28 protein-coding genes are annotated in these 25,627 nt (G+C 56.5%); 4 read left to right on the forward strand and 24 right to left on the reverse strand.

Annotation, left to right across the window (positions count from 1 at the left end; genetic code table 11):
* Positions 1-91 precede the first annotated feature (91 nt).
* From acs to PuT2_RS00345, 3 genes are read right to left on the reverse strand one after another with little or no spacing between them, the layout of a single operon-like run.
* Entirely contained in the window at positions 92-2,071 is a 1,980-nt protein-coding gene (acs, locus tag PuT2_RS00335) for an acetate--CoA ligase (RefSeq protein ID WP_093969047.1), read from the reverse strand.
* Positions 2,055-3,443: an MFS transporter gene (locus PuT2_RS00340; protein ID WP_093969048.1), complete on the reverse strand. Its 1,389-nt coding sequence runs from the start codon at positions 3,441-3,443 to the stop codon at positions 2,055-2,057. Before PuT2_RS00340 ends, acs begins: the two co-directional genes overlap by 17 nt.
* Positions 3,444-3,457: 14 nt before the next feature.
* Positions 3,458-3,865 carry a heme-binding protein gene (locus PuT2_RS00345; RefSeq protein WP_093969049.1) on the reverse strand — a complete coding sequence of 136 codons (408 nt, stop codon included), beginning with the start codon at positions 3,863-3,865 and terminating at the stop codon, positions 3,458-3,460.
* Between the two features lie 115 nt (positions 3,866-3,980).
* On the opposite strand from PuT2_RS00345, the gene PuT2_RS00350 reads away from it, so the two are divergent.
* A complete protein-coding gene (locus PuT2_RS00350) occupies positions 3,981-4,655 on the forward strand; it encodes a C40 family peptidase (protein ID WP_093969050.1) in 675 nt (224 codons plus the stop codon).
* A 10-nt stretch (positions 4,656-4,665) separates the two neighbouring features.
* Here PuT2_RS00350 and PuT2_RS00355 read toward each other — a convergent pair whose 3' ends face one another.
* The 3 genes from PuT2_RS00355 to lptF all read right to left on the reverse strand — a co-directional run bounded on the left by PuT2_RS00355 (position 4,666) and on the right by lptF (position 7,217).
* Positions 4,666-4,992, reverse strand: a complete 327-nt coding sequence (locus tag PuT2_RS00355) for a DUF2325 domain-containing protein (RefSeq protein ID WP_093969051.1) — start codon at positions 4,990-4,992, stop codon at positions 4,666-4,668.
* Between the two features lie 86 nt (positions 4,993-5,078).
* Positions 5,079-6,032, reverse strand: a complete 954-nt coding sequence (locus tag PuT2_RS00360) for a CysB family HTH-type transcriptional regulator (RefSeq protein WP_093969052.1) — start codon at positions 6,030-6,032, stop codon at positions 5,079-5,081.
* Between the two features lie 84 nt (positions 6,033-6,116).
* Positions 6,117-7,217 carry an LPS export ABC transporter permease LptF gene (gene lptF, locus PuT2_RS00365; RefSeq protein ID WP_093969053.1) on the reverse strand — a complete coding sequence of 367 codons (1,101 nt, stop codon included), beginning with the start codon at positions 7,215-7,217 and terminating at the stop codon, positions 6,117-6,119.
* A 54-nt stretch (positions 7,218-7,271) separates the two neighbouring features.
* Here lptF and PuT2_RS00370 point away from each other — a divergent pair, with 54 nt between their 5' ends.
* From PuT2_RS00370 to PuT2_RS00380, 3 genes are all read left to right on the forward strand, one after another.
* Positions 7,272-8,780 (forward strand): leucyl aminopeptidase, encoded by a 1,509-nt coding sequence (locus PuT2_RS00370; protein ID WP_093969054.1) that lies wholly within the window; start codon positions 7,272-7,274, stop codon positions 8,778-8,780.
* An 8-nt stretch (positions 8,781-8,788) separates the two neighbouring features.
* Positions 8,789-9,244 carry a DNA polymerase III subunit chi gene (locus PuT2_RS00375; protein WP_093969551.1) on the forward strand — a complete coding sequence of 152 codons (456 nt, stop codon included), beginning with the start codon at positions 8,789-8,791 and terminating at the stop codon, positions 9,242-9,244.
* A 138-nt stretch (positions 9,245-9,382) separates the two neighbouring features.
* Complete coding sequence (locus tag PuT2_RS00380) at positions 9,383-10,087, forward strand: Bax inhibitor-1/YccA family protein (RefSeq protein ID WP_093969055.1); 705 nt, start codon at positions 9,383-9,385, stop codon at positions 10,085-10,087.
* Here PuT2_RS00380 and PuT2_RS00385 read toward each other — a convergent pair.
* The 18 genes from PuT2_RS00385 to rpmF all read right to left on the reverse strand — a co-directional run bounded on the left by PuT2_RS00385 (position 10,019) and on the right by rpmF (position 25,610).
* Entirely contained in the window at positions 10,019-10,684 is a 666-nt protein-coding gene (locus PuT2_RS00385; protein ID WP_254046906.1) for a PIN domain-containing protein, read from the reverse strand. The two genes, PuT2_RS00380 and PuT2_RS00385, sit on opposite strands and share 69 nt — an antisense overlap.
* A complete protein-coding gene (gene recO / locus PuT2_RS00390) occupies positions 10,681-11,268 on the reverse strand; it encodes a DNA repair protein RecO (protein ID WP_093969057.1) in 588 nt (195 codons plus the stop codon). The genes PuT2_RS00385 and recO overlap by 4 nt, the downstream gene beginning before the upstream one ends.
* The gene (gene era, locus PuT2_RS00395; RefSeq protein WP_093969058.1) at positions 11,261-12,148 is read right to left on the reverse strand and encodes a GTPase Era; all 888 of its coding nucleotides are present in this window, start codon (positions 12,146-12,148) and stop codon (positions 11,261-11,263) included. Before era ends, recO begins: the two co-directional genes overlap by 8 nt.
* Complete coding sequence (gene rnc / locus PuT2_RS00400; protein ID WP_093969059.1) at positions 12,145-12,900, reverse strand: ribonuclease III; 756 nt, start codon at positions 12,898-12,900, stop codon at positions 12,145-12,147. The genes era and rnc overlap by 4 nt, the downstream gene beginning before the upstream one ends.
* The gene (lepB, locus tag PuT2_RS00405; protein WP_093969060.1) at positions 12,900-13,787 is read right to left on the reverse strand and encodes a signal peptidase I; all 888 of its coding nucleotides are present in this window, start codon (positions 13,785-13,787) and stop codon (positions 12,900-12,902) included. Before lepB ends, rnc begins: the two co-directional genes overlap by 1 nt.
* 22 nt (positions 13,788-13,809) lie before the next feature.
* Positions 13,810-15,603 (reverse strand): translation elongation factor 4, encoded by a 1,794-nt coding sequence (gene lepA, locus PuT2_RS00410; protein WP_093969552.1) that lies wholly within the window; start codon positions 15,601-15,603, stop codon positions 13,810-13,812.
* A 118-nt stretch (positions 15,604-15,721) separates the two neighbouring features.
* Positions 15,722-17,206 (reverse strand): Do family serine endopeptidase, encoded by a 1,485-nt coding sequence (locus tag PuT2_RS00415; protein ID WP_370318061.1) that lies wholly within the window; start codon positions 17,204-17,206, stop codon positions 15,722-15,724.
* Between the two features lie 25 nt (positions 17,207-17,231).
* Positions 17,232-18,242, reverse strand: a complete 1,011-nt coding sequence (locus tag PuT2_RS00420) for a MucB/RseB C-terminal domain-containing protein (RefSeq protein ID WP_158213989.1) — start codon at positions 18,240-18,242, stop codon at positions 17,232-17,234.
* Between the two features lie 8 nt (positions 18,243-18,250).
* Positions 18,251-18,742: a sigma-E factor negative regulatory protein gene (locus PuT2_RS00425; RefSeq protein WP_093969063.1), complete on the reverse strand. Its 492-nt coding sequence runs from the start codon at positions 18,740-18,742 to the stop codon at positions 18,251-18,253.
* Positions 18,743-18,752: 10 nt separating this feature from the next.
* Entirely contained in the window at positions 18,753-19,355 is a 603-nt protein-coding gene (gene rpoE, locus PuT2_RS00430; protein WP_093969064.1) for an RNA polymerase sigma factor RpoE, read from the reverse strand.
* On the reverse strand, positions 19,352-19,789 hold the full coding sequence (locus PuT2_RS00435; RefSeq protein ID WP_093969065.1) for a hypothetical protein: 438 nt from the start codon (positions 19,787-19,789) through the stop codon (positions 19,352-19,354). The genes rpoE and PuT2_RS00435 overlap by 4 nt, the downstream gene beginning before the upstream one ends.
* A gap of 7 nt (positions 19,790-19,796) precedes the next feature.
* Entirely contained in the window at positions 19,797-21,026 is a 1,230-nt protein-coding gene (gene fabF, locus PuT2_RS00440; protein WP_093969066.1) for a beta-ketoacyl-ACP synthase II, read from the reverse strand.
* A gap of 146 nt (positions 21,027-21,172) precedes the next feature.
* Positions 21,173-21,412, reverse strand: a complete 240-nt coding sequence (acpP, locus tag PuT2_RS00445; RefSeq protein WP_093969067.1) for an acyl carrier protein — start codon at positions 21,410-21,412, stop codon at positions 21,173-21,175.
* Positions 21,413-21,591: 179 nt separating this feature from the next.
* Positions 21,592-22,329 carry a 3-oxoacyl-ACP reductase FabG gene (gene fabG, locus PuT2_RS00450; protein ID WP_370318059.1) on the reverse strand — a complete coding sequence of 246 codons (738 nt, stop codon included), beginning with the start codon at positions 22,327-22,329 and terminating at the stop codon, positions 21,592-21,594.
* Positions 22,330-22,334: 5 nt separating this feature from the next.
* A complete protein-coding gene (fabD, locus tag PuT2_RS00455; RefSeq protein ID WP_093969069.1) occupies positions 22,335-23,267 on the reverse strand; it encodes an ACP S-malonyltransferase in 933 nt (310 codons plus the stop codon).
* Positions 23,268-23,307: 40 nt separating this feature from the next.
* Positions 23,308-24,294, reverse strand: a complete 987-nt coding sequence (locus PuT2_RS00460; RefSeq protein WP_093969070.1) for a beta-ketoacyl-ACP synthase III — start codon at positions 24,292-24,294, stop codon at positions 23,308-23,310.
* Positions 24,295-24,303: 9 nt separating this feature from the next.
* Positions 24,304-25,386 (reverse strand): phosphate acyltransferase PlsX, encoded by a 1,083-nt coding sequence (gene plsX / locus PuT2_RS00465; protein WP_093969071.1) that lies wholly within the window; start codon positions 25,384-25,386, stop codon positions 24,304-24,306.
* A 41-nt stretch (positions 25,387-25,427) separates the two neighbouring features.
* Positions 25,428-25,610 (reverse strand): 50S ribosomal protein L32, encoded by a 183-nt coding sequence (gene rpmF / locus PuT2_RS00470; RefSeq protein ID WP_093969072.1) that lies wholly within the window; start codon positions 25,608-25,610, stop codon positions 25,428-25,430.
* Positions 25,611-25,627 lie beyond the last annotated feature (17 nt).

Raw genomic sequence — 25,627 nt, forward strand, 5'->3', positions numbered from 1 at the left:
TTGTCGGTTAAGTAATTGCGGGTTTTTGTTTTTGCAACGTGCGGAGGTCTTGTTATGCCGCCATGGGCCGCATAACAAGACACAAACGCCTTTACACCGACTTCGACAACTGGGAAAGAATTGCCGGGTTTTCGAGCGTCGAGACGTCTTGCGTGACCTCTTCGCCCTTGGCCACAATACGCAACAACCTGCGCATGATTTTGCCTGAACGTGTTTTGGGCAGGTTTTCACCAAAACGGATGTCTTTGGGTTTGGCTATCGGGCCGATCTCTTTGGCTACCCAGTCACGCAGTTGTTTGGCCACCTGCACGGCTTCGTCACCTTCAGGCAAGTCGCGTTTAAGCACGACAAACGCCACAATGGCCTCGCCCGTGGTGTCGTCTGGGCGCCCAACCACAGCGGCCTCGGCCACCAGTGGGTGCGACACCAGGGCCGACTCGACTTCCATAGTACCCAGGCGGTGGCCAGAGACGTTCAGAACGTCGTCGACACGGCCCATGATCCAGAAGTAACCATCGGCATCGCGCTGCGCACCGTCACCCGCCAGGTAGTACCCTTTGAGCTCGGGCGGGAAATAGCTTTTCTTAAAGCGTTCAGGGTCGCCCCAGATATTACGGATCATGGCCGGCCATGGGCGCTTGACCACCAGGAACCCGCCAGTCCCATTTTCGACATCGCCACCAACTTCGTCGACGATGGCAGCCTCGATACCCGGCAGCGGCAAGGTGCACGAACCGGGCTTGAGCGGTGTCACGCCAGGCAAGGGCGTAATCATATGGCCGCCAGTTTCGGTTTGCCACCAGGTATCCAGAACCGGGCAACGCTCGCCCCCCACTTCTTTGAAATACCACATCCAGGCTTCGGGGTTGATGGGTTCGCCCACCGAACCAATAAGACGCAATGAACTGAGATCGTACTTGCGCGGGTGAACATCGGGTTGGGCTTCGGACGCTTTAGTCAGTGATCGAATAGCAGTAGGCGCGGTATAGAACACCGTCACGTTATGGCGCTGGATCATTTCCCAGAAACGCCCGGCATTGGGATAGGTAGGCACGCCTTCGAACATGACCTGCGTCAGGCCATTGGCCAACGGACCATAGGCAATATAGGTATGGCCCGTAATCCAGCCCACGTCGGCCGTACACCAGTAGACGTCGGATGGCTTGGCATCGAATGCCCACTTAACCGTGAGCATGGCCCATAGCAAATAACCAGCCGACGCGTGTTGCACCCCTTTAGGTTTGCCCGTAGAGCCCGAGGTATAAAGAATGAACAAAGGATGTTCGGCATTAACCGGCACGGCTGGGCAATCGGCCGACTGTCCTTTGGCAACGTCGTGCATCCAGAGGTCACGCCCTTCTACCCAGTCAACGGCGCCGCCTGTACGCTTGTACACGACCACATGGCGTACCGCCTCGCAGCCCCCCATAGAAATAGCTTCGTCGACCGCAGGCTTAAGCGTGATTGCCTTACCACCGCGCATTTGTTCATCGGCGGTAATGACCAGCGAGGCGCCGACATCGACCAGACGCTCGTGGATGCTTTTGGAGGAAAAACCGCCAAACACCACCGAGTGCGTGATACCCAGACGCACGCAGGCATGCATGGCGACAACGGCTTCGACGGACATGGGCAGATAAATAATGGCGCGATCGCCCTTTTTGTACCCCAGCGCCTTCAGGCCGTTAGCGAACGCGCACACTCGATCGTAGAGTTCGCGATAGGTGACTTGCGTGACATCGCCGTTATCGGCTTCAAAAATAATGGCGGTTTTGTGCTCGACCGGCGTACCCAAATGACGGTCGAGGCAGTTCTCGGAGACGTTAAGCTCGCCATCGCCAAACCATTTGTAAAACGGTGGGTTCGATTCGTCGAGCACTTGCGTAAAGGGCGTTGTCCAGTTCAAGTTTTCTTTGGCCAACCGCCCCCAGAAACCCTCGGGGGAAGCTTGCGCCTCGGCGACAAGCGCTTTGTAGGCCTCCATCCCGGCAATATTTGCCGTTTTGACAAGCTCGGGAAAGGCGGGAAACACCCGGTTTTCTACCAGCACTGACTTAATTTGTGTGGACACGATGGTTGACTCCTTCTTGTTCGTCTGGATAACCCAATTCACGATAAGTATCGCTCACCTGAACGCCGCGCGCAAAATTGATGCGCATTAATATGACAAAACCGACGATAAAAAACAAACCCGTAAACAGCAGAGCCTGACGATGATTGCCACTGGTTAACCAGGTAACCAGCCCATAACTGAACGGACCGACAACAGCCGCCAGCTGAATGGCAAACGTCCATAATGCATAGAACTCTGCCAGACGACCAGAAGGCGCAAGCGCCCCGACCATGGCCCGGCCTGCGCTTTGACTGGTGCCCATGCACAAGCCGGCAAGCACTGCGGCTACCCAGAACACCCGGACATCGACGGCCAGATAAGCCACAACAACCATAACCATCCAGCCCACGAGCGTAATGGCCAACGCAGGTTTATGGCCGACCCGGTCTTGAAAGTGACCAAACAATAGGGCCCCGGCAGCCGCCGCAATATTGACGACAAAAACCAGCGCCATGGTCTGTGCCATGCCAAAGCCCATAGCCTCGGTGGCGTAGACCGCAGCCAAGGTAATGACCACCGCAATACCCGCCTGGTAGAACGCACCACACAACAGCAACAGGCGAAAATCGGGGAAAAAATGACTGACTTCGTGCCAGGCGCCCACCAGATGACGCAACGGCGATACGCGCCGCCGACGACTGGGCACCGAACGCTCTTGTAAAAAGACAAATGAGGGAATGGCAGACAGGCCAAACAACACGGCCGTCAGGAGCATTACCCAGGGCACATAGACAGGCGCGTCGTAACCCTTGCCGGACAGCACTGACACCAGCAGCAATGACAACCCCAGCGCCAGCATGCCGCCAAAATAGCCAAAACCCCAGCCCCAGCCCGACACCCTTCCCAGACTGCCCGGGCGTGCGATCTCGGGCAAAAACGCGGCAATAACCGATTCGCCCACGCAATAACAATAGTTTGAAACGGCCAGCACCAGCAGCCCTACCAGCACCATGCCTGGCCCAATACCCGCAAGCAAACACGTCGCGAGCACACAACCTGCCGTACTTAAAAAAAGTACCCTGCGCTTACGGCGGTGGGCATCGGCGTAGGTACCCAGTGCGGGCATCGTGAACATCACCAGCAAGTAAGACAATGACAACGCCGACGTAAGTGCCAGCGTGCCCCAGTCTTTACCTGCGGCAACCACCCCGACAAAATAAGTATTGAATACCGTCGTCAGTACAACGGTGGTGTAGCCGGAGTTGGCAAAATCATAAAAAGCCCAGCTCCAGAACTCGCGACGCTTGACCCCGGGGGCCAGCGCGCCAGACAGCCCCCGCTGGGCAGGGGACTGTGTCGGAACGGACCCGACTGCGTCTGGTGCAGACATAAACCGGCGCCGGCTTATGCCGTAACGGCAGCAATACCCGCACGGGCAATAGCGGCATCGTCGCTGGATTTGACGCCTGCTGCTGCAACGGCGCCGACGACTTGCCCGTCAACAATAATGGGCACGCCACCCTCAAGCAAGCCCTCGAGCACTGGCGCGGTCAGGAACGACATGCGTCCCTGATTGATGATGTCCTCGTACACTTTTGACTCGCGACGCCCCAACGCAGCCGCGTTGGCTTTGGCGGGTGCCATATGAGCAGTAATAGGGGCGGCGTTATCAAGCCGCAGCAAACCCAGCAAGTGCCCGCCATCGTCCACCACGGCGATCGACACCGCCCACTGGTTTTCGGCGGCGTGCTTTTCAGCAGCAGCCAAAATGGCTTTGACGTCTTCTGCGCTTAAAACGGGTTTTGTTTTCATGATTTAACTCTGAATCTCGTGGAAGTTACAAAACCCAGACTTTACCTGATCGAGCAGATTAGTTAAACTCGGGCACGCGAAAAAATGTCCGGGCATCCGCGGCCCGTTCTAGCCCATGACATCACTATCGATTACACCCGCACATCGTATCTTTAACTCAATTTTGCCCCGCCGATTCGGTGGGGCTTTATGCGCCGCCCTCGTGGTCGGGCTGTTGTCTGGTTGCGCCACCACAGGCCAGCAAAGCGCCGGCACATCGCTTCGCGACGCTTACCAGGCGCAAGCCACCTCCGACCCGCTTGGCGCCTACCTGGCGCAAAACGACTACGGCCTTAGCCGCGGCAGCAACCTGGGCTACGACCAGCCTGCCACAGGCCCACGGGCCATGGCGTCAACTGCACTGCAGCATCTAGGCGTTAAGTATTCTTTTGGCGGCGACGCACCAAGCACAGGGTTCGACTGCAGCGGGCTGGTTATTTATGCGGCCGAAAAATCATTAGGCCTTAAATTGCCTCGCCGCTCGGCCGAAATTGCGCGCTTGGGCACGGCCGTGAACAAGTCCGAACTCAAAAAAGGTGACCTGGTGTTCTTCAATACACTCGGCCACCGTTTTTCACATGTAGGTATTTACCTGGGCAACCGGCAGTTTGTTCATGCGCCTCGCGCCGGTTCGGTAGTGCGCATCGAAAACATGGACATGGCTTACTGGAAGAAGCGCTATAACGGCGCGCGTCGCCTCGACCCAGGCCAACTCGACGACGCAACCACCGCCCTCACCCTGAATAAATAGCAAATCCGCTTCAGGATTTGCGCGCCGGGCACGCCTCGCAGTACCCGCACTGGCTCAGGGCCTGCTTCATGCAGCATACCGAGCGACGACAAGCCACCACCCTGATGCCGGCGCGTTGCGCTGCGGCACGAAACGTTTTCATAACGTTATGACCCAGAAAATCAGTTAAAAGTATTAATAACTGGGTGCCCGAAGGGAGCTGAGGTGTTTTCTTTTGATGCGCGCTGTGACGGCCGCTGATGTGCTGCATGATGGCTATGTTGTGCCCTTTCAGCAGGTCGGGGATATTTCCCAGCCGGTCGGCCCCCACAACAACAGCATTAACAGATCCTGACATGATTTCCTCTCGCGGATAACGTTGAACCACTTAACGATAATCATTATCATTTAATATGTCAATGAGAATAATTCCCATTTGATTTTTTAGGCGTCAATGTTCGACTCCCGATCAATCGCTTCCTGGACAACGTCTCGCGTCAGGCTCTCGGACAGCATCTGCAAAAACACGTAAACATAATCGCGCAGGAAAATACCCGACTTGATGGCAACACGCGTGACGTGCTCGCCAAACAAGTGCCCCACCGGAATACCAACCAGCCCCTTGTCGCGGCGGGGATCAAAAGCCATACCGGCAATAATGCCAACACCTAGCCCGACGTCGACATAGGTTTTGATCACATCGGCATCAATCGCTTCGAGCACGATATCGGGCGTAATGCCGGCATTGGCGAAAGCCTCGTCGATGGCGCGGCGGCCAGAAAACTGGCGATCGTAAGTTACCAGCGGATACTGCGCCAAATGCGCTAACGACAGCTCACGGGCCTGACTGGACGTAAGCTCGGCCAACGGATGTTCGGGCTTCAGTACCAGGACGTGTTCCCAGGCGTAAACAGGCAACGCCGCCAAGCCGGGGGTATGTGCCAAAGACTCGGTCGCGATGGCCAGGTCGGCTTGCTCGTGCAGGACCATACGCGCCAATGTCGGAGGGTTACCTTCGGCTAACGACACACGAACTTTGGGAAACCGCTCACGAAAGCCCGGAATGACCTTAGGCAGTAGGTATCGCGCCTGTGCGTGCGTGCAACCTATGACCAGCCCGCCTTCATCACGCTGGGCGAATTCGTCGCTGACTTTTTTAAGATTGTCGACTTCGCGCATGATGCGCTCGATCACTTGGGCCACCGCCGTGCCGGGCTTGGTCAAACCCTTGATGCGCTTACCGTGACGCTCGAAAATCTTGATCCCCAGCTCATCTTCGAATTCGATAATTGACTTGGACACGCCCGGTTGCGACGTGAACAGCGCGCGAGCGGCTTCGGTCAGGTTGAAATTGCGACGAATGGTTTCGCGAACGAAACGAAATTGCTGTAGGTTCATGATGTGTCCCGATATAGAGACACAATTATATGTAATAAAGACCCTACACAAAATAGCTTTTGGATATAAGCAATAACCTAACAGTTAGCTTTTGCGGGGCGCCTTGACACGCAACTTACGCCACATCATGAACACCATCAAGCCTAAAAATACGGCATGAACCAGCCAGACACCCACAGAAAAAGGGAGCTGTCCATTGCCGATCCAACCACGCGACAGGTTGATTAGATTCATATAAAGCAGGCCAACCAGGCCGGCGATAAGAATATCGCCCGAACGCCCCAGCCGCGGGTTGACCGCGCCAAGAGGTATGGCCAACAGCGCCAGGTTGAGGGCCGCCAGCGGCAGTGCCAGGCGCCACATAATTTGCGAATTGGCATGCTCGGTGTTGTCACGCAATAGCTGCTCGGTAGGCCGCGCTTTGATTTGCCGCTCGGCGATTTCACGCATGGCTGCCGGCGTTGTCGCATCGGCGCTTCGTTCGAGGCGAAAGCCATAGCGCTCGAAGTCGAGCAGACGGAATTCGGGCTGCCCTGGCTTCAAATCGTAGCGATGACCTTCAGTAAGTACCAGAAAGCGATCGCCATTAGCCTGTGTCTCGACACGTGCGCTATTGGCGGTAACGACACTAAGCCATTGATCGTCGATCACACGGGCAACCACCTTGCCCAGTTCGTCGCCTTCGTTGACGGGGTCTTCGGCAAAAAATACCCGTGCACCGCCCTGCGTTTCGATGAACTGGCCGGCCGAGACTTTGGACAAGTCGGACCGTTGTTCGTAACGTTGACGGTACTCGGCAATTTGCCGATAAGCCCAGGGCGAGGCAAACAGGGTAAGAAACGCAATGATAAGCGCAGCCGGAACGGCGCAGCGCATAACCGGCCCCACCCAGTCTTTAAGCGACAGCCCGCTGGCAAACCACACCACCATTTCAGATTCGCGAAAATTTCGGGTGACTGTCGTCAAGACTGCGATGAACAACGACACCGATAAAATGACTGGCAATGCCGTAATACTTGAAAACGTGGCAAGACCGAAAACGACATCGGCCCCAATACTGCCGTTAGCCGCTTCGCCCAGCAAACGCACCAGCAGCACGCTGAGCCACACGACAAGCAATGTAGAGAACACAACCCCTGCGTGACTGAGAATTTCGGAAACTACCGAGCGTTTGAATAGAGACATAAAGAAAAATGGGAGATAATCAGTAGCACTTTACTGACATTAACCGAGACCACCATGGAATTCAGTACCAATACCACAACAACACTTCATACCCTGAAAACTGCAGCCTTGGCCGTTGGCGTATTTGCCGAAGGACAACTTACTGCCGCTGCCAAAATTATCGACGACGCCAGCAACGGCGCTGTCCGAGACGCTGTGAAGGCCGAGTTCCCGGGCACCGCTGGCACGCAGTTAGTGCTGCGAAACCTGGCAGGCATCAGTGCTCAACGCGTTATTTTAATCGGGTTAGGCAAACAAGAGGCCTACAACGCCAAAACTCACGCCGCCGCCGAACAATCCTTCGCCAAATACTGCGTTCAGGCGCAGCTTACCGAGGGCGTATCGACACTAGCCCGCACCGATTGCAAAGACAGCACATTGCAACAGCGTACGCAGGCATTGGCCGTTGCTGTTGGCCAGGCCACTTATCAGTACGACGCCACGCTGGGCAAAGCCTCTAAAAAAACCGCACCCAAACTTAAAAAAATCAGTACCTGGGTCACCCGTGCCGAAGCCGACGAGGCCAATGCCGGCCTGCAGTCTGGCCGCGCTATGGCCAATGGCATGCAACTGGCACGCACACTGGGCGACTTGCCCGGCAATATCTGCACGCCAACCTATCTGGGCAACACCGCCAAAAAACTGGCCAAGACCCATAAGACGCTTAAGGTCGAGGTTCTCGGGCTGAAACAGCTACAAGAACTGGGCATGGGCTCGTTCCTGTCGGTCGCCAAAGGCTCTGACGAGCCCCCGGTATTTATTGTGATCAAGTACACCCCAGCGGCAGCCGCAAAAGCAGCGCGCGCCAAGGCCAAAGCGCCGGTTGTCCTGGTTGGCAAGGGTATCACCTTTGACTCCGGTGGTATTTCCATCAAGCCCGGCGCCAACATGGACGAAATGAAATACGACATGTGCGGTGCTGCAAGCGTTGTCGGCACGATGCAAGCGGTGGCCGAACTGGGCATTAGCCAGCCAGTTATCGGCCTTATTCCCGCATGCGAGAACCTGCCCAGCGGGCGCGCCAACAAGCCAGGCGACGTCGTCACCAGCATGTCGGGTCAAACCATCGAAATTCTTAACACCGATGCCGAAGGCCGTCTCATCTTGTGCGATGCCCTGACCTACGCCGAGCGCTTCAAGCCCGCCGCCGTCGTTGATATCGCGACCCTTACCGGCGCGTGCGTCGTCGCCTTGGGTCACGTCAATACCGGCTTGTTTTCGGCCGACGACGCCTTGGCCGACCAGTTGCTTGCGGCCGGCAAGCAATCGGGCGACCCCGCATGGCGCATGCCGCTCGACGACGCCTACCAAGAGCAGCTGCGGTCCAATTTCGCCGATATGGCCAACATCGGCGGCATGCCGGCCGGTTCTGTAACGGCTGCCTGCTTCTTGTCGCGCTTTGCCAAGGCCTACAAGTGGGCTCACCTCGACATCGCCGGCACAGCATGGCGCAGTGGTAAAGACAAAGGCGCTTCAGGCCGCCCCGTCCCTCTGCTGGTCCAGTTCCTGCTAAACCAGGCTTGATGACCACGATGTCCAGGGTCGACTTCGCCTTTGGCGCTCCCGACCGCTTGCGCATGGCCTGCGAGGTCGTGCGCAAGCACTATGCGGCCGGTCGGCCGTTGGTGGTTTATACGCAAAACAACCAACTTATGGGCCGATTCGACCGCCTGCTATGGTCATTCGAGCCCGATGCCTTCATACCCCATGTCGATGCGGCTGACCCACTCGCGCCGCAAACAGCGGTCATTTTTACAACAGCTGCTCCCATGCCCGACATGCACGCCCGGCATGCGCAAGCACCCGTCTGGCTAATCAATCTCGACGCCGATATCCCACCCACGGCCAGCCACTTCCCGCGCATTCTCGAAGTCATCGACAACAAACCCGCCGAGGTCGCCGCAGCGCGCCAGCGCTGGCGCGCCTACAAGCAAGAGGGGCACGAACTTTTTGCCCACGACGTGTCCAACACCGTGCCGGCATCCTGATTTGCACACACCGCGCAAAGTCATCGCGCCCATAGTCATAATGACCTGAAGACCCTGCCCTACCGCTTGATTATTCAGCTGTATGTCAGTAATCTAAGGGCTGTAATTGTTTTATCTGTTTACCTTAAAGGATCAACCATGAGCGACTTTCGTCAACCCTCATACGCCGAGCAGCAATACGGCGCAGCCGCCGAGGTTGTGCGTAATCGCGTGTTGCGCAATACCTACTGGCTGCTCGCGCTGTCATTAATCCCCACCGTACTGGGTGCATTCGTTGGCCTGACTACCGGCATCAACAGCGTCATGGCGGCCAGCCCCGGCATGAGCGCCATCTTGTTCCTGGTAGGCGCATTCGGGCTCATGTTCCTTATCGAACGCAACAAGAACAACAGCATGGGCGTTGCCCTGTTGCTGGCCTTTACATTCTTCATGGGCATCATGCTGTCGCGCCTTATCGGCTTTGTATTAGGCATGGGCAATGGCGCACAGCTCATTATGCTGGCGTTTGGCGGTACTGCCGTTGTATTCGGCGCCATGGCCTCGGTGGCCAGCACCACCAAACGCGACTTTTCCCACCTGCAAAAGTTCTTGTTCATTGGTGTCGTCGTGCTGCTGGTTGCCTCGCTGGCCAACATCTTTTTGCAGTTGCCAGCGCTGGTTCTTACCATTTCAGTCATGGCAATCGGGCTGTTCTCGGTCTTGCTGCTGGTCGACCTGCAACGCATCATTCGTGGCGGCGAAACCAACTACATTTCAGCCACGCTGGCGGTCTACCTAGACTTGTATAACATTTTCGCCAACTTGCTCATGCTGTTGGGCATTGTCGGCGGCGATCGCGAGTAACCGTCTTAGCCGAAACAAGCGTTCACGCTTAAGCACTTCGTCAATCGGGCCGGACACCCGGCCCACCGCCTCGAAGTCACCTTCTATTTTCCGCAACGCCGACGCCACAGCGTCGGCGTTTTGCTGCCAGCATCGAGTCAACAGCTCATCTGGGTCGAGCAATGTCAACCCAAACCCCCTCAGTTCGGCCCGGTTAAAGTCTTTGATATTACGCGTCACGACGGCGATATTGACAGGGCCGGTACGCTCACGCACTTTACGGGCTGCCGCCACAACATGCCAGTCTTTAGGGTCACTACGCTTTAACCCCTCTTTAAACTCGCTGACGTCACCCTGATCGGCATCGGGATACGCCACTTGCAAGTCGCCCCACTGCGCCTGAATATCTTCGAGGCTGGCTTCCCACAAACGCGCCGCATTACGGCACCACTCGTCCCCAATAACCGGACTCCACGCGGGTCGAAACAATCCACTGTCAACCAAACGGAGCAGCATACGACGCACGACGTTGGAAATGAGTACGCAGGTATCAATGACAATAATGTCAGGCAAAGGCTTGGCCATAGCGGGCGACACATTTGAAACTGAAAGACTCACAGTCGCTGCAGCTCCATCAGTACTTTTCGCGTGCGCAATGGCCTGCCTGACAGCAATTCATCCAGCCGTTCTCGCAGACTTTTGCGCAGCTCGGGCTCGAGCGCCGGGTCGTTGAAATCGGGAGGAGATTCATCCAGGCCATAACCCGTTTCTTGCAACAGCACCCATTCGAACCGACGCAAAGCGGCAGCTGCGCCGCCACCGGCGGCCAACTGAATCAGCGCAGCATCGTAGGCATCGTAAAGCATCGGATGAGGGTCTTCGCGTGGCAACAGCCTAAGCACCAATTCGTTCAAGTACCAGGCAGACATGAAGGCGCGACCGGCCAACGGCCTGATACCCAGCGTCTCGGCCCGCGTCAGTGTTTTAACCTCGCCAGCGCCCGTCCAGGAGAGCAACAGCGGCTGGAACCCCGTCAATACGGAACGCAATGTCGAATAAGGTCGTTTCGCACCCTTTGCCACCAGGGCAACTTGACCATGGTCTCGCGAAAAAACCTGGATTAATAAAGACGTTTCACGCCACGGTGCGGCGTGCAATAAATACGCAACGGTCTCGTTGACCCGCGTACTTCGCTTACTCATACCCCAGGTCGCGCAGAGCGGCTTCGCGATCAGACCAGCCCTTTCGCACTTTGATGTAGATTTCGAGGAACACGGGCTTATCGAGCAGCTTTTCGATGTCTTGACGGGCCTCGGTTGCGATGCGCTTCATGTGCATGCCGCCTGCACCCAGCAAGATAGGACGATGACTTTCGCGCTCGATGACGATACAGGCCGCCACCTTGACCGAGCGGCCCTCTTCTTCCCATTGCTCGATGACGACAGTACAACCGTAAGGCAGTTCGTCACCCACCAGGCGGAATATCTTTTCGCGAATCAGTTCGGCTGCAATGAAGCGCACTGGCCGATCGGTCAGGGCGTCGGCTTCGAACATGGGTTCGCCCTCGGGCAAACGCGTAGCGATCTCATCGAGCAAGGTGTCGAGCTGAACGGACTTTACCGCGCTGACCGGCACCACCGCCGCATAAGGGAACAACGCAGTCAGACGACTGACGAACGCAAACATCGCGTTTTTGTCTTTGAGGCTGTCTACTTTGCTGATGACCAGAATCGTTTTATTGCCCTTGGGCAACAAGGGAAGAAGCTGCGCATCACCCTCGGACCACTTACCCGCTTCGACGACGTGCAATACGACGTCAACGTCGGCCAGCGCCTGGGTAACCACACGATTCATCATCCGGTTCATGGCGCCGCCATGACGCGTCTGAAAGCCGGGCGTGTCGACGAAAACGAACTGCTCTTGTTCGCGCGTTAGCACACCGTTAATGCGGTGACGCGTAGTTTGCGCCTTACGCGAGACAATGGAAATTTTGCTGCCGATCAGGGCATTGGCCAGCGTCGACTTACCGACATTCGGGCGACCGACAATAGCGACGAAGCCGCAACGAAAGGGAGTGCTCATTTATTTTCCTGTGGTACGGCAACGGGCAACGACAATTGTGTATTTTTACGAGCGCGTCGACTACCGCCCTTGGCCGGCCCCATGGCTTGGATAAGCGCGATGATTTCGGTAGCGGCCAACTGTTCAGCAGCTCGACGGCTGGTGCCCGAAGCTGAAACCTTCAGGTCGAGCTTGGGGACGGCGCATTCGACGTCGAACATTTGACTGTGTGCCGCACCGCGCGTGGCCACAACGGTATATTGCGGCAGGTCGAGCTTGCGCCCTTGCAACAGCTCTTGTAGCAAAGTTTTGGGGTCTTTCCCCAGTGTTTTGGGGTCAACCTTGGCCAACAAAGGGGTGTAAAGCCGCGATATCACTGATTGTGCGGCGTCAAACCCGCCATCCAGAAACACCGCGCCAAAAATCGCCTCGAGTGCATCAGCCAGAATCGACGGCCGGCGAAACCCGCCACTTTTTAACTCGCCCTCGCCCAAGCGCAAGAAATTGGATAAATGCAGTGATTGAGCGATTTCGGCCAGGGACGACTGCTTAACCAAATTGGCGCGTAAACGTGATAAGTCGCCTTCGTCGACTTTGGGGAAGCGATCGAAAAGCAAGGCCGCCACCACAAAGTTGAGCACCGAATCACCCAGGAATTCGAAGCGCTCGTTGTGGCGCGCATTATGGCTGCGATGCGTCAGCGCCTGATCGAGAAACGCCTGGTCGTTGAAACGATAACCCAGCGCCGATTCGAGGTTAGCCAGAGATGTCATCAGTTAAACCGGCCAATGCGAGCTAGATCGCCGAAATTCATCCAGATAAAGAAGGCTCGGCCCACGATGTTCTCGTCGGGTACAAACCCCCAGTAGCGGCTGTCGAGACTGTTGTCACGGTTATCCCCCATCATGAAGTAATGCCCTTCGGGAACCACACAGCGCATGCCACCCGGAAAATACCCGCACTGGTCGCGATAGGGGTAGTCGGAAATGGCGGACAAATCTTGGTATGCCCTTTTATTTAACAAGATTTTATGGTCTTTGGCACCCAGTTTTTCGATGAACTGGCTGATATAGGCCGAACGATCAGGCTCGTAGTAGTCGCCATCACGGACCAACGGTACTTCTTGCCCGTTGATGAACAAGGTTTTGTTCTGGTAGACCACCTCATCACCGGGCAAGCCCACCACACGTTTGATGTAATCGATGTTCGGGTCTACCGGATACCGGAAAACAACGACGTCACCGCGCTGGGGAGACCCCAGCTCGACGACCTTTTTGTCGACGACAGGCAGGCGAATGCCGTATTCGTACTTGTTGACCAGAATGAGATCGCCGTTTTGCAGCGTCGGGAGCATCGACCCGGAGGGGATGCGAAACGGCTCGACGATGAAGGAGCGCAGTACAAACACGAACAGAATAACCGGGAAAAAGCTGACGCAATATTCTATAAACCAGGGCACCCGGTGCGCCTTGTCGTAAGCCGCCTGACGCAAACGGGCCGCCTCGATCGAGCCCACTCCTGTGGGGGCCGCATCGTATACCGCCATTTCGGCTTCGGCACGACGCCGACGGCGGGCACGAAGGTAAAAGTAGTCGGTTGCCCAAACCACACCGGTAATCACCAGCAACACAAATAAAATTAGTGCGAAATCCCAGTTCATTGACCTGCTACCCTTGCGTTCATTATTTGTCTTCGACTTGAAGGATGGCCAGGAAGGCCTCTTGCGGGATTTCTACGTTGCCCACCTGCTTCATTCGTTTCTTGCCAGCCTTCTGCTTCTCGAGCAATTTCTTTTTACGCGAGATATCGCCGCCGTAACACTTGGCCAGCACGTTCTTACGGAGCGCCTTGACGCTTTCCCGGGCGATGATTTCGGAGCCAATGGCCGCCTGAATAGCGATGTCGAACATTTGCCGCGGGATCAGGCCGCGCATTTTGCTGCAGACCTCACGGCCGCGATAACGCGCATTACTGCGGTGAACCATCATGGACAAGGCATCGACCCGGTCGCCGTTGATCAGTAAATCGACACGCACGACATCGGACGCCCGGTACTCTTTGAACTCGTAATCCATAGAGGCATAGCCGCGTGATACCGATTTAAGACGATCGAAGAAATCGAGCACGATTTCAGCCAACGGAATTTCGTATGTCAGATGCACCTGCCGACCATGGTAGGTCATGTCGAGCTGCATACCCCGCTTGTTGTTGCACAGCGTCATGACCGGACCAACATAGTCTTGCGGCATGAACAAAGTGACTTTGACGATAGGCTCGCGGATTTCGGCAATGCTGCCGACCTCGGGCATACGCGACGGACTTTCGATCATGGTGACTGAACCGTCGCGCTGCTCGACCTCGTAAACCACCGACGGCGCGGTGGTGATGATGTCCATGTCGAACTCGCGTTCGAGGCGCTCTTGCACGATTTCCATGTGCAACATGCCCAAAAAGCCGCATCGGAAACCAAAGCCCAAGGCTTGCGACACTTCAGGCTCGAACATCAGGGCCGAATCGTTCAACTTGAGCTTTTCGAGGGAGTCACGCAATTGGTCGTATTCACTGCTTTCGACAGGGTAAAGCCCCGCGAAAACCTGAGGCTTGACCTCTTTGAAACCCGGTAACGGTGACGCAGCCGGACGGCCAGCCAGCGTGACGGTATCGCCCACCTTGGCGTCTTCGAGCTGCTTGATGCCGGCAATGACAAAGCCGACTTCGCCCGCCGAAAGCTCGGTACGTGGCAACGATTTGGGCGTAAAGACACCCACCTGCTCGCACAAATGGGTGGCGCCGCTGGCCATGAGCAAAATTTTGTCTTTCGGGCGCAGCACCCCGTTGATGATACGCACCAGCATGACCACGCCCACGTAATTGTCGAACCAAGAATCGACAATCAGCGCCTGGAGAGGTTCGGACGCGCTACCTTTTGGCGGCGGCACCTTGGCCACAACCATTTCAAGAATTTCGTCGATACCCACGCCGGTTTTAGCGCTGGCCAACACGGCTTCAGACGCGTCGATACCAATGACGTCTTCGATCTCTTGGCGGGCCGATTCGGGGTCGGCCGAGGGGAGATCCATTTTATTCAAAACCGGCAAGACCTCGACGCCAAGCTCGATCGCCGTGTAGCAATTGGCCACCGTTTGCGCCTCGACGCCCTGAGACGCGTCGACGACCAGCAGCGCACCTTCGCACGCCGACAGGGAGCGGCTGACCTCGTAGGAAAAGTCGACGTGGCCCGGGGTGTCGATGAGGTTCAGGGCATAGACCTTGCCGTCTTGCGCCTTGTACTGCAACGATGCCGTCTGAGCCTTGATGGTGATCCCACGCTCGCGCTCGATATCCATTGAGTCGAGCACTTGCTGAGACATTTCGCGGTCTTGGAGCCCCCCGCAACGCTGGATCAGGCGGTCGGCCAGAGTGGATTTGCCGTGATCGATGTGGGCGATAATTGAAAAGTTGCGGATGTGATCCATAAACCAGCAGAAAGTGAAGTTGCCTTGAGGCAAAGGTTTCAAGAAATAATAAGTAAAAGAGGAGCGCATGTTGCGCCCCTCTGGGTACCACTAACGCATTTTAGCTGTTTTATGCGCTTTATTTTGCCGGGGTAACAACCACCCACTGCGATTGCCCGCCACGCTGGACCAACAACGCCGCAGCACGCGATTTATCGAGCCCAGACACCAGTTTGGCAAACTGCTCTGGATCTTTGACGTCGGCGTCGTTCAAGGTAAGAATGACGTCTCCTGGGGCGATGCCGGAAGCCGCAGCAGGGCCACTTGCGTCGGTAACCAGTACACCCGAACGTACTTTCTCTCGTTCTTTGACATTGGCCGGGACGGCAGTGACTTTGAGACCTAGCGCGTCAGCAGCAACGGCATCGGACTTGGCGGCCGCCTGATCGGGTGCTGGCGCTTCGGCTTCGAATTCGCCAACCTTCACACGCAATGTGACTTCTTTACCTTTGCGCCATACCTGCATGTTGGCGCGTGTGCCCGGTTTGATGCTACCGACGACACGCGGCAGGTCAGACCACTGCGTGATTGGCGTAGACTCGAAACGTGTGATGACGTCGCCAGGCTGGACACCCGCCTCGGCGGCAGGGCCTCCCTCTTCAACATTGCTGACCATTGCGCCTTCGGCTTTAGGCAGGCCAATGGCTTTGGCAACCTCTTCGGAGACCGGGCCAATTTGTACACCAATGCGGCCACGCGTGACTTTGCCATCGGCTTTGAGTTGCTCGACAATGCGCATGGCCTCGTCGATAGGAATGGCCAGGGAGATCCCCATAAAGCCGCCGCTTTGCGAAACAATTTGAGAGTTGATGCCAACGACATTACCGGCCAGGTCGAGCAACGGCCCACCTGAGTTACCGGGGTTGACGGCAACGTCGGTTTGAATAAAGGGCAAGTAATCGCCAGTATCGCGGTTAATCGCGCTGACAATACCCGATGTTACTGTCGATTCGAGGCCAAACGGCGAACCAATGGCCAACACCCACTGGCCTTTGCGCAGGGTTTTAGAATCGCCAATAGGCAATGGCTTCAGACCGGTGGCTTCGATTTTGATCAGGGCCACATCGGTGCGTGCATCGGTACCGACGACTTTGGCCTTGTATTCTTTGCCATCGGTCATGGTTACAAAAATACCGTTGGCGCCTTCAACTACGTGCGTATTGGTCAGAATATAACCATCTTGGGAAATAATGAACCCGGAACCTACGCCACGCGGCACCTCGCGCTGCTGCCCTTCGGGTGCAGGCGCGGGCGCATTCCGCTGCCGGCCGCCACCCGGGGGAGCGACGTCAGGGCCAAAAAACCAGCGGAACATTTCGTAGGGGTCGTTACCGGGCCCCATGGGCGAGGAACGTACTGCTACGTTTTCTGTAGTGCGGATATTAACGACCGAGCCCTCGGACTTGGCGACGACCTCGGTGAAATCTGGAACGGACAGCACCGGCACATTGGATTGCGCCTGCGCTTGCGCCTGAACGGCATGACCTGCAAATGCAACAACGCAAGCGGTTGCTGCAGCAAACACGAATCGCTTCAACGAACTGTCGGCAGTAGTTGAACGGATCATGGAAACTCCTTTGAAGTTTGATTTATTGTTGCCCGCCGGCCGGCGCAATAAACTGTGTTTGCTCGGCGACGGCTTGCAAAGTGGCAACGGGTACTGCACCCAATGCGGTCAGCCAGTAATCGCCGATACGGGTAGCAAAAACATTGATAGCCCCGTTTTTACGTGCGCCTTTTGACAGACTGCGTGTTGTACGTGCAGCTTCGAACGGCTCGATGAAGACCGAAATTGCAGCTAGGCCATCGGACAACACCAAATGCTTTACTGCTTCGCCGGATTTCATTGGACGGGAAATCTGGGTGGCAAACTGAAATCCCGGAGGGGTGTGGATCCGCCACCCCAACTGGGACGCATCGATATTGTGCGTGGCGATTTCAACCTGTTTCCAGTTGCCCGTGTTCCAGGAAGAATGCAAGTGTTCGGAAGATACTTTTTCGCCCACCTGCAGCATGGTGAATGCAATTTCATCCACAATCGTCAAGCCGTTTACCGTTTGAGCCTTGACGAGTAAATTAGTTTCACGATCGACGCAAAATTTATACCCATAGCGATCGGGCGTTTTGGGATTAACGTGCACAACCGTGCAATCGCGGCCAGCAACCCGACTGGGAAGGGCATCGCGCATGAAGTCGTAGTGCCCCATAAGATGACCGGTGTCGCCCAAGAACATCCCGGGGAAACGATCGGTACGCGCCTCTTCGACGAGTACCAATTGCTTTTCGGGAATAAGACAATACAGGGTATCGTTATGACGAATGAACTCGCGCGGCTTGCCGTCGAGCACCTCAAGACGTTCGCGCTCACCCGTGCCGTCGACCACATGCGTGATACGTGACGACTGCATCGCACCATTATCTTGATAGGTAAATACGCCCGCGTAGTCGGTGGTTCGGGCAGCCTCTTGGGCTTGCTTGAGCAACGCGATGACTTCGTCTGTGCTAGCTGGTGTCGACTGAGCTGCAGCAACCCCGACCATGCAAAAACTAGCCAGCACTACAGAAAAAGCCCTTAACCAATGAACGGGATGTCGCATCATGCACGCAGTCATCGGGAGTGAGCCCCCCCGTCGAACGACACCTGACGAATAGGATTGACACCCGCGAACTGCCTGTGTGCATCGACGTAGTCGCCCAGACTGCCGTCGTCGGTAGAAGCCAGCACAGTCGCCGCAGGCACCGACGTAGCCGGCTGCTGACCAACGAAATAAGGCATGGTGACCCAGACGACGGTCGCAACGGCTGCAGCCACCGCAAAACCCGACAAACCCAGACGAGCGCCCGAGACTTTACGACGCGACGCGACAATAGGCGGCTCTTCGTCGATAGCCTTTGACAGCCGCGCATAGAAGAGATCGGACGGCTGTACGGCAAGCTCTTTGCTTCGCATGACATCGCCGATGAGATGATAGGTATCCCAAACCTGACGGCCATAAGGGGTATCGATATCATCGGGACGAATTTCGCCCTCGCCGTCTACCCAGGCCGAAATACTCTCTTCCCAGACTGTTTCGTTATCAGAGCGCGTCTGAACTTGCATATTCAACTCCTTACCACCGTTGCCGGTCGCCGCCGGCCTCTAGAACGGGGCGCAATTGCGCCGCGATTGCTTCGCGAGCGCGGAAAATACGCGAACGCACCGTACCTATCGGACAATTCATGGTTTGGGCAATGTCTTCGTACGTCATGCCTTCAATCTCGCGAAGCACAATTGCCTTACGCAGATCTTCGGGTAGCGTGTCGATGGCGGCGTTAACTGTATCGACCACCTGACGACTAGCCATTAAAGATTCTGGCGTACTGATATCGGTTAGGTTGTCGATTTGGTCAAAAGTTTCATTGTCTTCGGTTTCGACTATGCTCGACCCCATTGGACGCCGGTGATTGGCGGCCTGCCAGTTACGCGCCGTATTAATAGCAATACGATACAACCAAGTATAGAAAGCGCTGTCCCCACGAAACTGCGGTAAGGCCCGATAAGCCTTGATAAATGCTTCTTGGGCAACGTCTTCGACTTCGGAGGGTTCGCGAACCATGCGCGACAACAAACGCATGATTTTGCGTTGATATTTCAGGACCAGCAGATCAAACGCACGTTTATCGCCCCGTTGCACACGGGCGACAAGATCGGCATCGACATCTCGCTCGCTCACACAGAACTCCTGGGTTCAGAAAACTGAAGATCTTGGGCGACCAGCAGACATAAGCGTTGCCACGAATGCGGCCCCAAAGTGGCCTTGAACAGGGTGATTTCGAGGGCCTGTGACGGCCCAGTAGGCGACAGGCCGTGAAACCCCAGCGTTAAAAAAGCGGGCCCAAGCCAAGCACGGGACAATGACAACGCGCAAGGTGCGCCAGCACCCGCCTGATAAGACCACCCAGCAGGCGTGTAAGCCAGCTGGCCTCGGGCTAGCAAGGCATGTGCTGCCCGCGTACGCCGCCAGACCAGTAAAAAAACAGCCACAAGAGACATCAAGGCCCAATGCACAAGCCCCAACGCCATTGTGGCTGTCCCGATCGTGAGCGCAGCGAACGACAATAGCCCGGCCGAAGGCCGGACCCGCCATGACAGCGGGCCTTGGGCCATAAAGACGTTAGACGCGGCGAACAATCATGGACCCGTTAGTGCCGCCAAACCCGAACGAATTGGACAACGCAACATCGATACGCATCGGGCGAGCCTGATTGGCGCAGTAATCGAGATCACATTCCGGATCTTGATTGAAGATGTTGATTGTGGGTGGCGAAACCTGGTTATACACAGCCAGCGTCGTGAACACGGCCTCGATACCACCTGCGGCCCCGAGCAAATGACCCGTCATGGACTTGGTGGAGTTGACGACCAGCTTCTTGGCGTGATCACCGAAAGCCAGTTTCAGTGCGACCGTTTCATTCTTGTCGCCTAGCGGCGTTGAGGTGCCGTGTGCATTAACGTAGCTGATTTCGTCGAGGTTGATACCGCCGTTACGCAGCGCCATGACCATGCCACGCCGAGGACCGTCGCTGTCGGGCGATGTAATGTGGTGCGCATCGGAGCTCATGCCGTAACCGGAGAACTCGCCGTAAATGCGCGCGCCGCGCTTGCGTGCGTGCTCGTATTCTTCGAGGACCAGAACGCCCGCCCCTTCGCCCAGCACGAAACCGTCACGGTCGACATCCCAGGGGCGAGAAGCCGTTTCGGGGTCGTCGTTACGAGTGGACAGCGCACGCATGGCGGCAAAGCCACCAATGCCCAACGGAGATACTGTTGATTCGGCACCGCCAGCGACCATGACGTCGGCGTCGCCGTATTCGATAAGACGGGCCGCATCGCCAATGGAATGCAAACCTGTGGTGCACGCCGACACGACCGCATAACTTGGACCTTTGAGCCCAAGCATGATCGACAACTGGCCGGACACCAGATTGATAAGGGAGCCGGGGACAAAAAATGGCGAGATACGGCGTGCGCCGCGTGCCAGGTATTCGGCTTGCGTTTCTTCGATGCGGGGCAACCCGCCGATACCGGAACCCACAATGACACCAATGCGGTCGGCATTGGCTTCGGTGACTTCGAGTCCGGCATCTTGCCAGGCCTGCACGCCGGCCGCCACGCCATAATGGATGAAGGTATCCATTTGCTTGGCTTCTTTGGCCGTCATGTATTGAGTGATATCGAAGTCTTTGACTTCGCCAGCAATTTGCGCGTTCAGGTTCGAGGCATCAAAACGCGTTACCCGGCCGATACCGGAACGCCCATTGACAATGTTGTCCCATGCGCTATCGATATCGTTACCCACAGGCGAAATAATGCCCAGGCCGGTAATGACGACACGTCGCTTCACGGATGACTCCTAAAAATAAAAAAGCGGTTTAAAGGCAACGCATTGCAGCACTGAACATGCCCTGTAGGGATATGTCGGTACAACACGTTTTCTAGAAACCGCCCTGGCAATGCGCGCTTGAACGACACCTTGCCGACTCGTTGAAATTATTCTTTGCTGTGTGACGTAACGTAGTCAACAGCTTGCTGAACCGTCGTGATCTTTTCAGCTTCTTCGTCTGGAATTTCAGTTTCGAATTCGTCTTCAAGTGCCATCACGAGCTCGACCATGTCGAGTGAATCGGCACCGAGGTCGTCAAGGAAGGAAGATTCGTTTTTGATCTCGGCTTCGTTGACGCCAAGTTGTTCAGCGACGATCTTCTTGACGCGCTGTTCGATGCTTTCCATGCAGATCTCCAAGTGGGGAAAAAGTCCCGCGAATTATAGCCAAACGTTTAGGAAATACGTTGTGACCATGACAAAAAAAACAGTGTTTCCGGACTAAGGCCGCATTATGCAATGCATGCTGCGGGTTGTCATATAGGGAACACCTCTAACAGGAACAGGATTTTACCCTGTTCGGGTAATTACATGTACATGCCGCCGTTGACGTGCAGCGTGGTACCCGTGATGTACCCCGCTTCGGGCGCCGCCAAAAAGCCAACCGCATTAGCGATATCGGCCGCGGAACCCAGCCGTCCCAACGGAATTTGCGTGAGCAAAGCCGCCGTTTGAGCCTCGCTGAGCGCACGAGTCATGTCGGTTTCGATAAAGCCGGGAGCAACACAGTTAACTGTAATATCGCGACTGCCCAGCTCGCGTGCCAGGGCGCGAGTCATACCCGCCACACCCGCCTTCGCGGCCGCGTAGTTGGCCTGACCCGGGTTACCACTTGAGCCCACGACCGACGTAATATTAATGATGCGTCCCCAACGCGCTTTCATCATAGGTTTGATGACGCCGCGGCACAAACGAAACACAGAGGACAGGTTGGTGTCGATGACTGCAGCCCAATCGTCGTCTTTCATGCGCATGGCCAGCGTATCGCGCGTAATGCCGGCGTTATTGACCAGAATATGAGGCCCGCCGTCTGCGGCCAGATCGGCCAGCAAGGCGTCGCAGGCCGCAACATCGTTCACGTCGAGCGCAACACCACGCCCCCCCGAGGCCGACAACATCTCGGAAATGGACGCAGCACCAGATTCGGACGTTGCCGTACCAACGACAATGGCACCGCGCGCTGCGAGTTCAAGGGCAATGGCCTTGCCAATGCCGCGTGTGGCGCCAGTAACAAGTGCGACTTTGCCTTCGAGTGATTGGGTCACGATGATTATCCTTGTAGTGTCTGCAACGCAGTTTCGAGCGAAGCAGGGTCAGTAATGGCCAACCCGATCAGATCGCGATCGATACGTTTGGTCAGCCCGTTAAGCACTTTGCCCGGACCGCATTCTACAACGTGAGTCACGCCCTGAGCTTTCATCGCCTGGACAGTTTCAACCCATCGTACGGCATGCCATGCCTGGCGAACCAGTGCGTCTTTGATCTGAACAGGCTGCGCAGGCATAGCTACGTCAACGTTATTAATAAGCGGAATGACTGGGGCGTTAACCGTGACGCCATCAAGGGCCGACTGCAACACCTGAGCCGCTGGTTGAAGCAGGCTGGAATGGAACGGTGCTGACACAGGCAATACCAGCGCGCGCTTTGCTCCCGCTTCACGGGCCAATTCGCATGCACGCTCGACAGCCGCCTTGTGGCCGGCGATGACGACCTGTGCGGGGGCATTGAAGTTTACGGCTTCAACGACTTCGCCCTGCGCGGCGCGCTGGCAAATATCGCGAACGACGTCGTCGTCAAGCCCCAGCACGGCAGCCATGCCGCCCGTACCCACGGGCACTGCAGCCTGCATGGCGTCGGCACGAACGCGCACCAAACGCACGGCATCGGGCAGCGACAACGCCTGGGCTGCCGTCAGGGCGGAATATTCGCCCAGGCTATGGCCAGCGACAACGGCGGGTTGAATACCGCCGGCCGCTTGCCAGGCCCGGTAAACGGCAACAGCCGCAGCCAACATGACGGGTTGCGTATTGGTTGTCAGATTAAGAGCATCGGCAGGGCCCTGCGCAATAAGCGCGGCCAGGTCTTGACCCAGTGCATCGGATGCTTCGGCAAGCGCCGATTCGACCGCGGCGTTACCCGCCCAGGCGTCCATCATGCCAACCGACTGCGACCCCTGGCCTGGAAATACAAATGCGACTTTCATGTGAGTTGTCTCGGAGTTCTTGAAATATTTGGGCGGAATTTTACATGCGGGCCAGCACGGAACCCCAGGTGAACCCACCCCCGACGCCCTGCATCAGGACGAGATCGCCCGACTTGATGCGGCCGTCGCGACGTGCTGTGTTAAGGGCCAACGGCACGCTGGCGGCCGACGTGTTGGCGTGCTGATCGACGGTAACCACCACTTTTTCAGGCGCAATCCCAAGTTTTTTGCCCAGAAAATTGATGATACGGATGTTGGCCTGATGGGGCACCATCCAGTCGATGTCGGACAATTGCACACCCGATTGTACGCATACGTCTTGTGCAGACTTCGACAGCGCATTGACAGCCATTTTAAAGACCGCCTGACCGTCCATGCGCAAGAACGGGTCGCCCACCACTTTGCCACCACAGACATTCCCGCTGGCATTGAGGATGCCGGCCTGACTACCGTCGGCATGCAGTTCGGCGCCGATGATCCCAGGGGAGTCGGAGGCCTGCAGCACAACAGCCCCAGCGCCGTCGCCAAACAGCACACAAGTTTTCCGGTCATTCCAGTCAAGAATATTTGAAAAGACCTCGGCACCAATAACCAGGGCAGTTTTGGCCCGCCCGGCCTTGATAAAGGCGTCGGCTGTAGTCAACGCATACACAAACCCGCTGCACACGGCCTGCACATCGAACGCCGCGCCCCGGCGAATGCCGAGGTTGGCTTGCACAATGCACGCGGTGCTGGGAAAAATGAAATCGGGCGTTGAGGTTGCCAGAATAATGAGATCGACATCGCCGGCCGAAATGCCTGCATCGTCCATTGCCATTTGTGCCGCACGGGTGGCCAGCGCGCTGGTGCGCGTGTCGGCGTCAGCTAAATAACGCTGGCGAATCCCGGTGCGCTCGATGATCCACTCGTCGGAGGTTTCGACCCCCCGGGTCGCGAGCTCGGCGGCCAAATCGTTGTTGGTAACCACGCGGGGCGGCAAATAGCCCCCCGAACCCGTAATCTTGGCAAAAGGCATATTGGCTTCCATGAGGAAATACTAGGCAGCGCGACCCGGAATATCGCTGGATGTCGCGCGCTGAAGGGCTTCGGCTTCTTGAAGGCTACGGCGCAAATCGTGGATAGCCGTTGTCGTGCCGTCGAGCAACCGATTGTGCACGGCCTCGCGCGCACGCTGGAGCGCACACCCGAACGCGTAGACGTCGGCAGAGCCATGGCTTTTAATGACGATGCCCCGCAAACCGAGCAACGCCGCACCGTTATAACGGCGGTTATCGACTTTGCCACGAAAGCGGTTAAGCACGGGTGACGCCAGCAAGCCGGCAAACATGGACAGCGGCCCGCTTTTGAATTCGGCTCGCATCATCGCACTGACCATGCGGGCCAGGCCCTCCATGGATTTGAGCACGACATTGCCCACAAAACCGTCACAGACAATCACGTCGACAGTACCTTTGCAGATATCGTCGCCTTCGACATTGCCGTAGAAGTTCAACCCACTGTTACGCAACAGCTCGGCAGCCTGCTTGACGACTTCGTTGCCCTTAATGACCTCTTCGCCGATGTTGAGCAACCCGACGGTAGGCTGCGGCCGACCGTAAAGCGCACTAACCAGCGCAGAACCCATAATGGCAAACTGGAGCAAATGCTGGGCCGTGCAATCGACGTTTGCACCCAGATCGAGCATGGTCGTCGCCCCACCCTTTTGATTGGGGATAGAGGTGGCGATTGCAGGCCGATCGATACCGTCGAGCGTTTTGAGCACGTACCGGGAAATCGCCATCCAGGCGCCCGTGTTACCCGCTGAAATACAGGCATCAGCCAGGCCGTCTTTAACAGCCTGGACCGCAACCCGCATCGAGGAGTCTTTCTTGCGTCGTAGCGCGACCTCGACGGGATCGTCCATAAGAACGACTTCTGAGGCCGGCAAAATTTGGTACCAGTCGGCTTGGGCACAACCCATGTGCGCAAGCTGGGACTGGATAGCCGACGCATCGCCAGCAAGCAGAAAGCGGGTGTCGGGGTAGCGTTGGGCAAACTGGTACGCGGCTGCGACAGTTACCGGCAAACCGACATCACCGCCCATGCAATCGATGGCGATTCGGATGTTGGATATCGACATTAAGCTCGCAATCTGGAACAGATCGCAAATATCAACTTAATTTATTCGTCGTTTTTGGTTTTGAGCACTTTACGACCACGGTAAACGCCGTTGGGGCTGATGTGGTGACGCAAGTGCAGTTCGCCCGTTGTCGGCTCGATGGCGGTAGGCGGGTTGGTAAGAAAATCGTGCGAACGATGCATACCGCGCTTGGACGGGCTCTTTTTGTTTTGCTGAACGGCCATGATGACTCCTGAAAGCG

This window comes from Pusillimonas sp. T2, from assembly GCF_002236805.1.
Classification (GTDB): domain Bacteria; phylum Pseudomonadota; class Gammaproteobacteria; order Burkholderiales; family Burkholderiaceae_B; genus Neopusillimonas.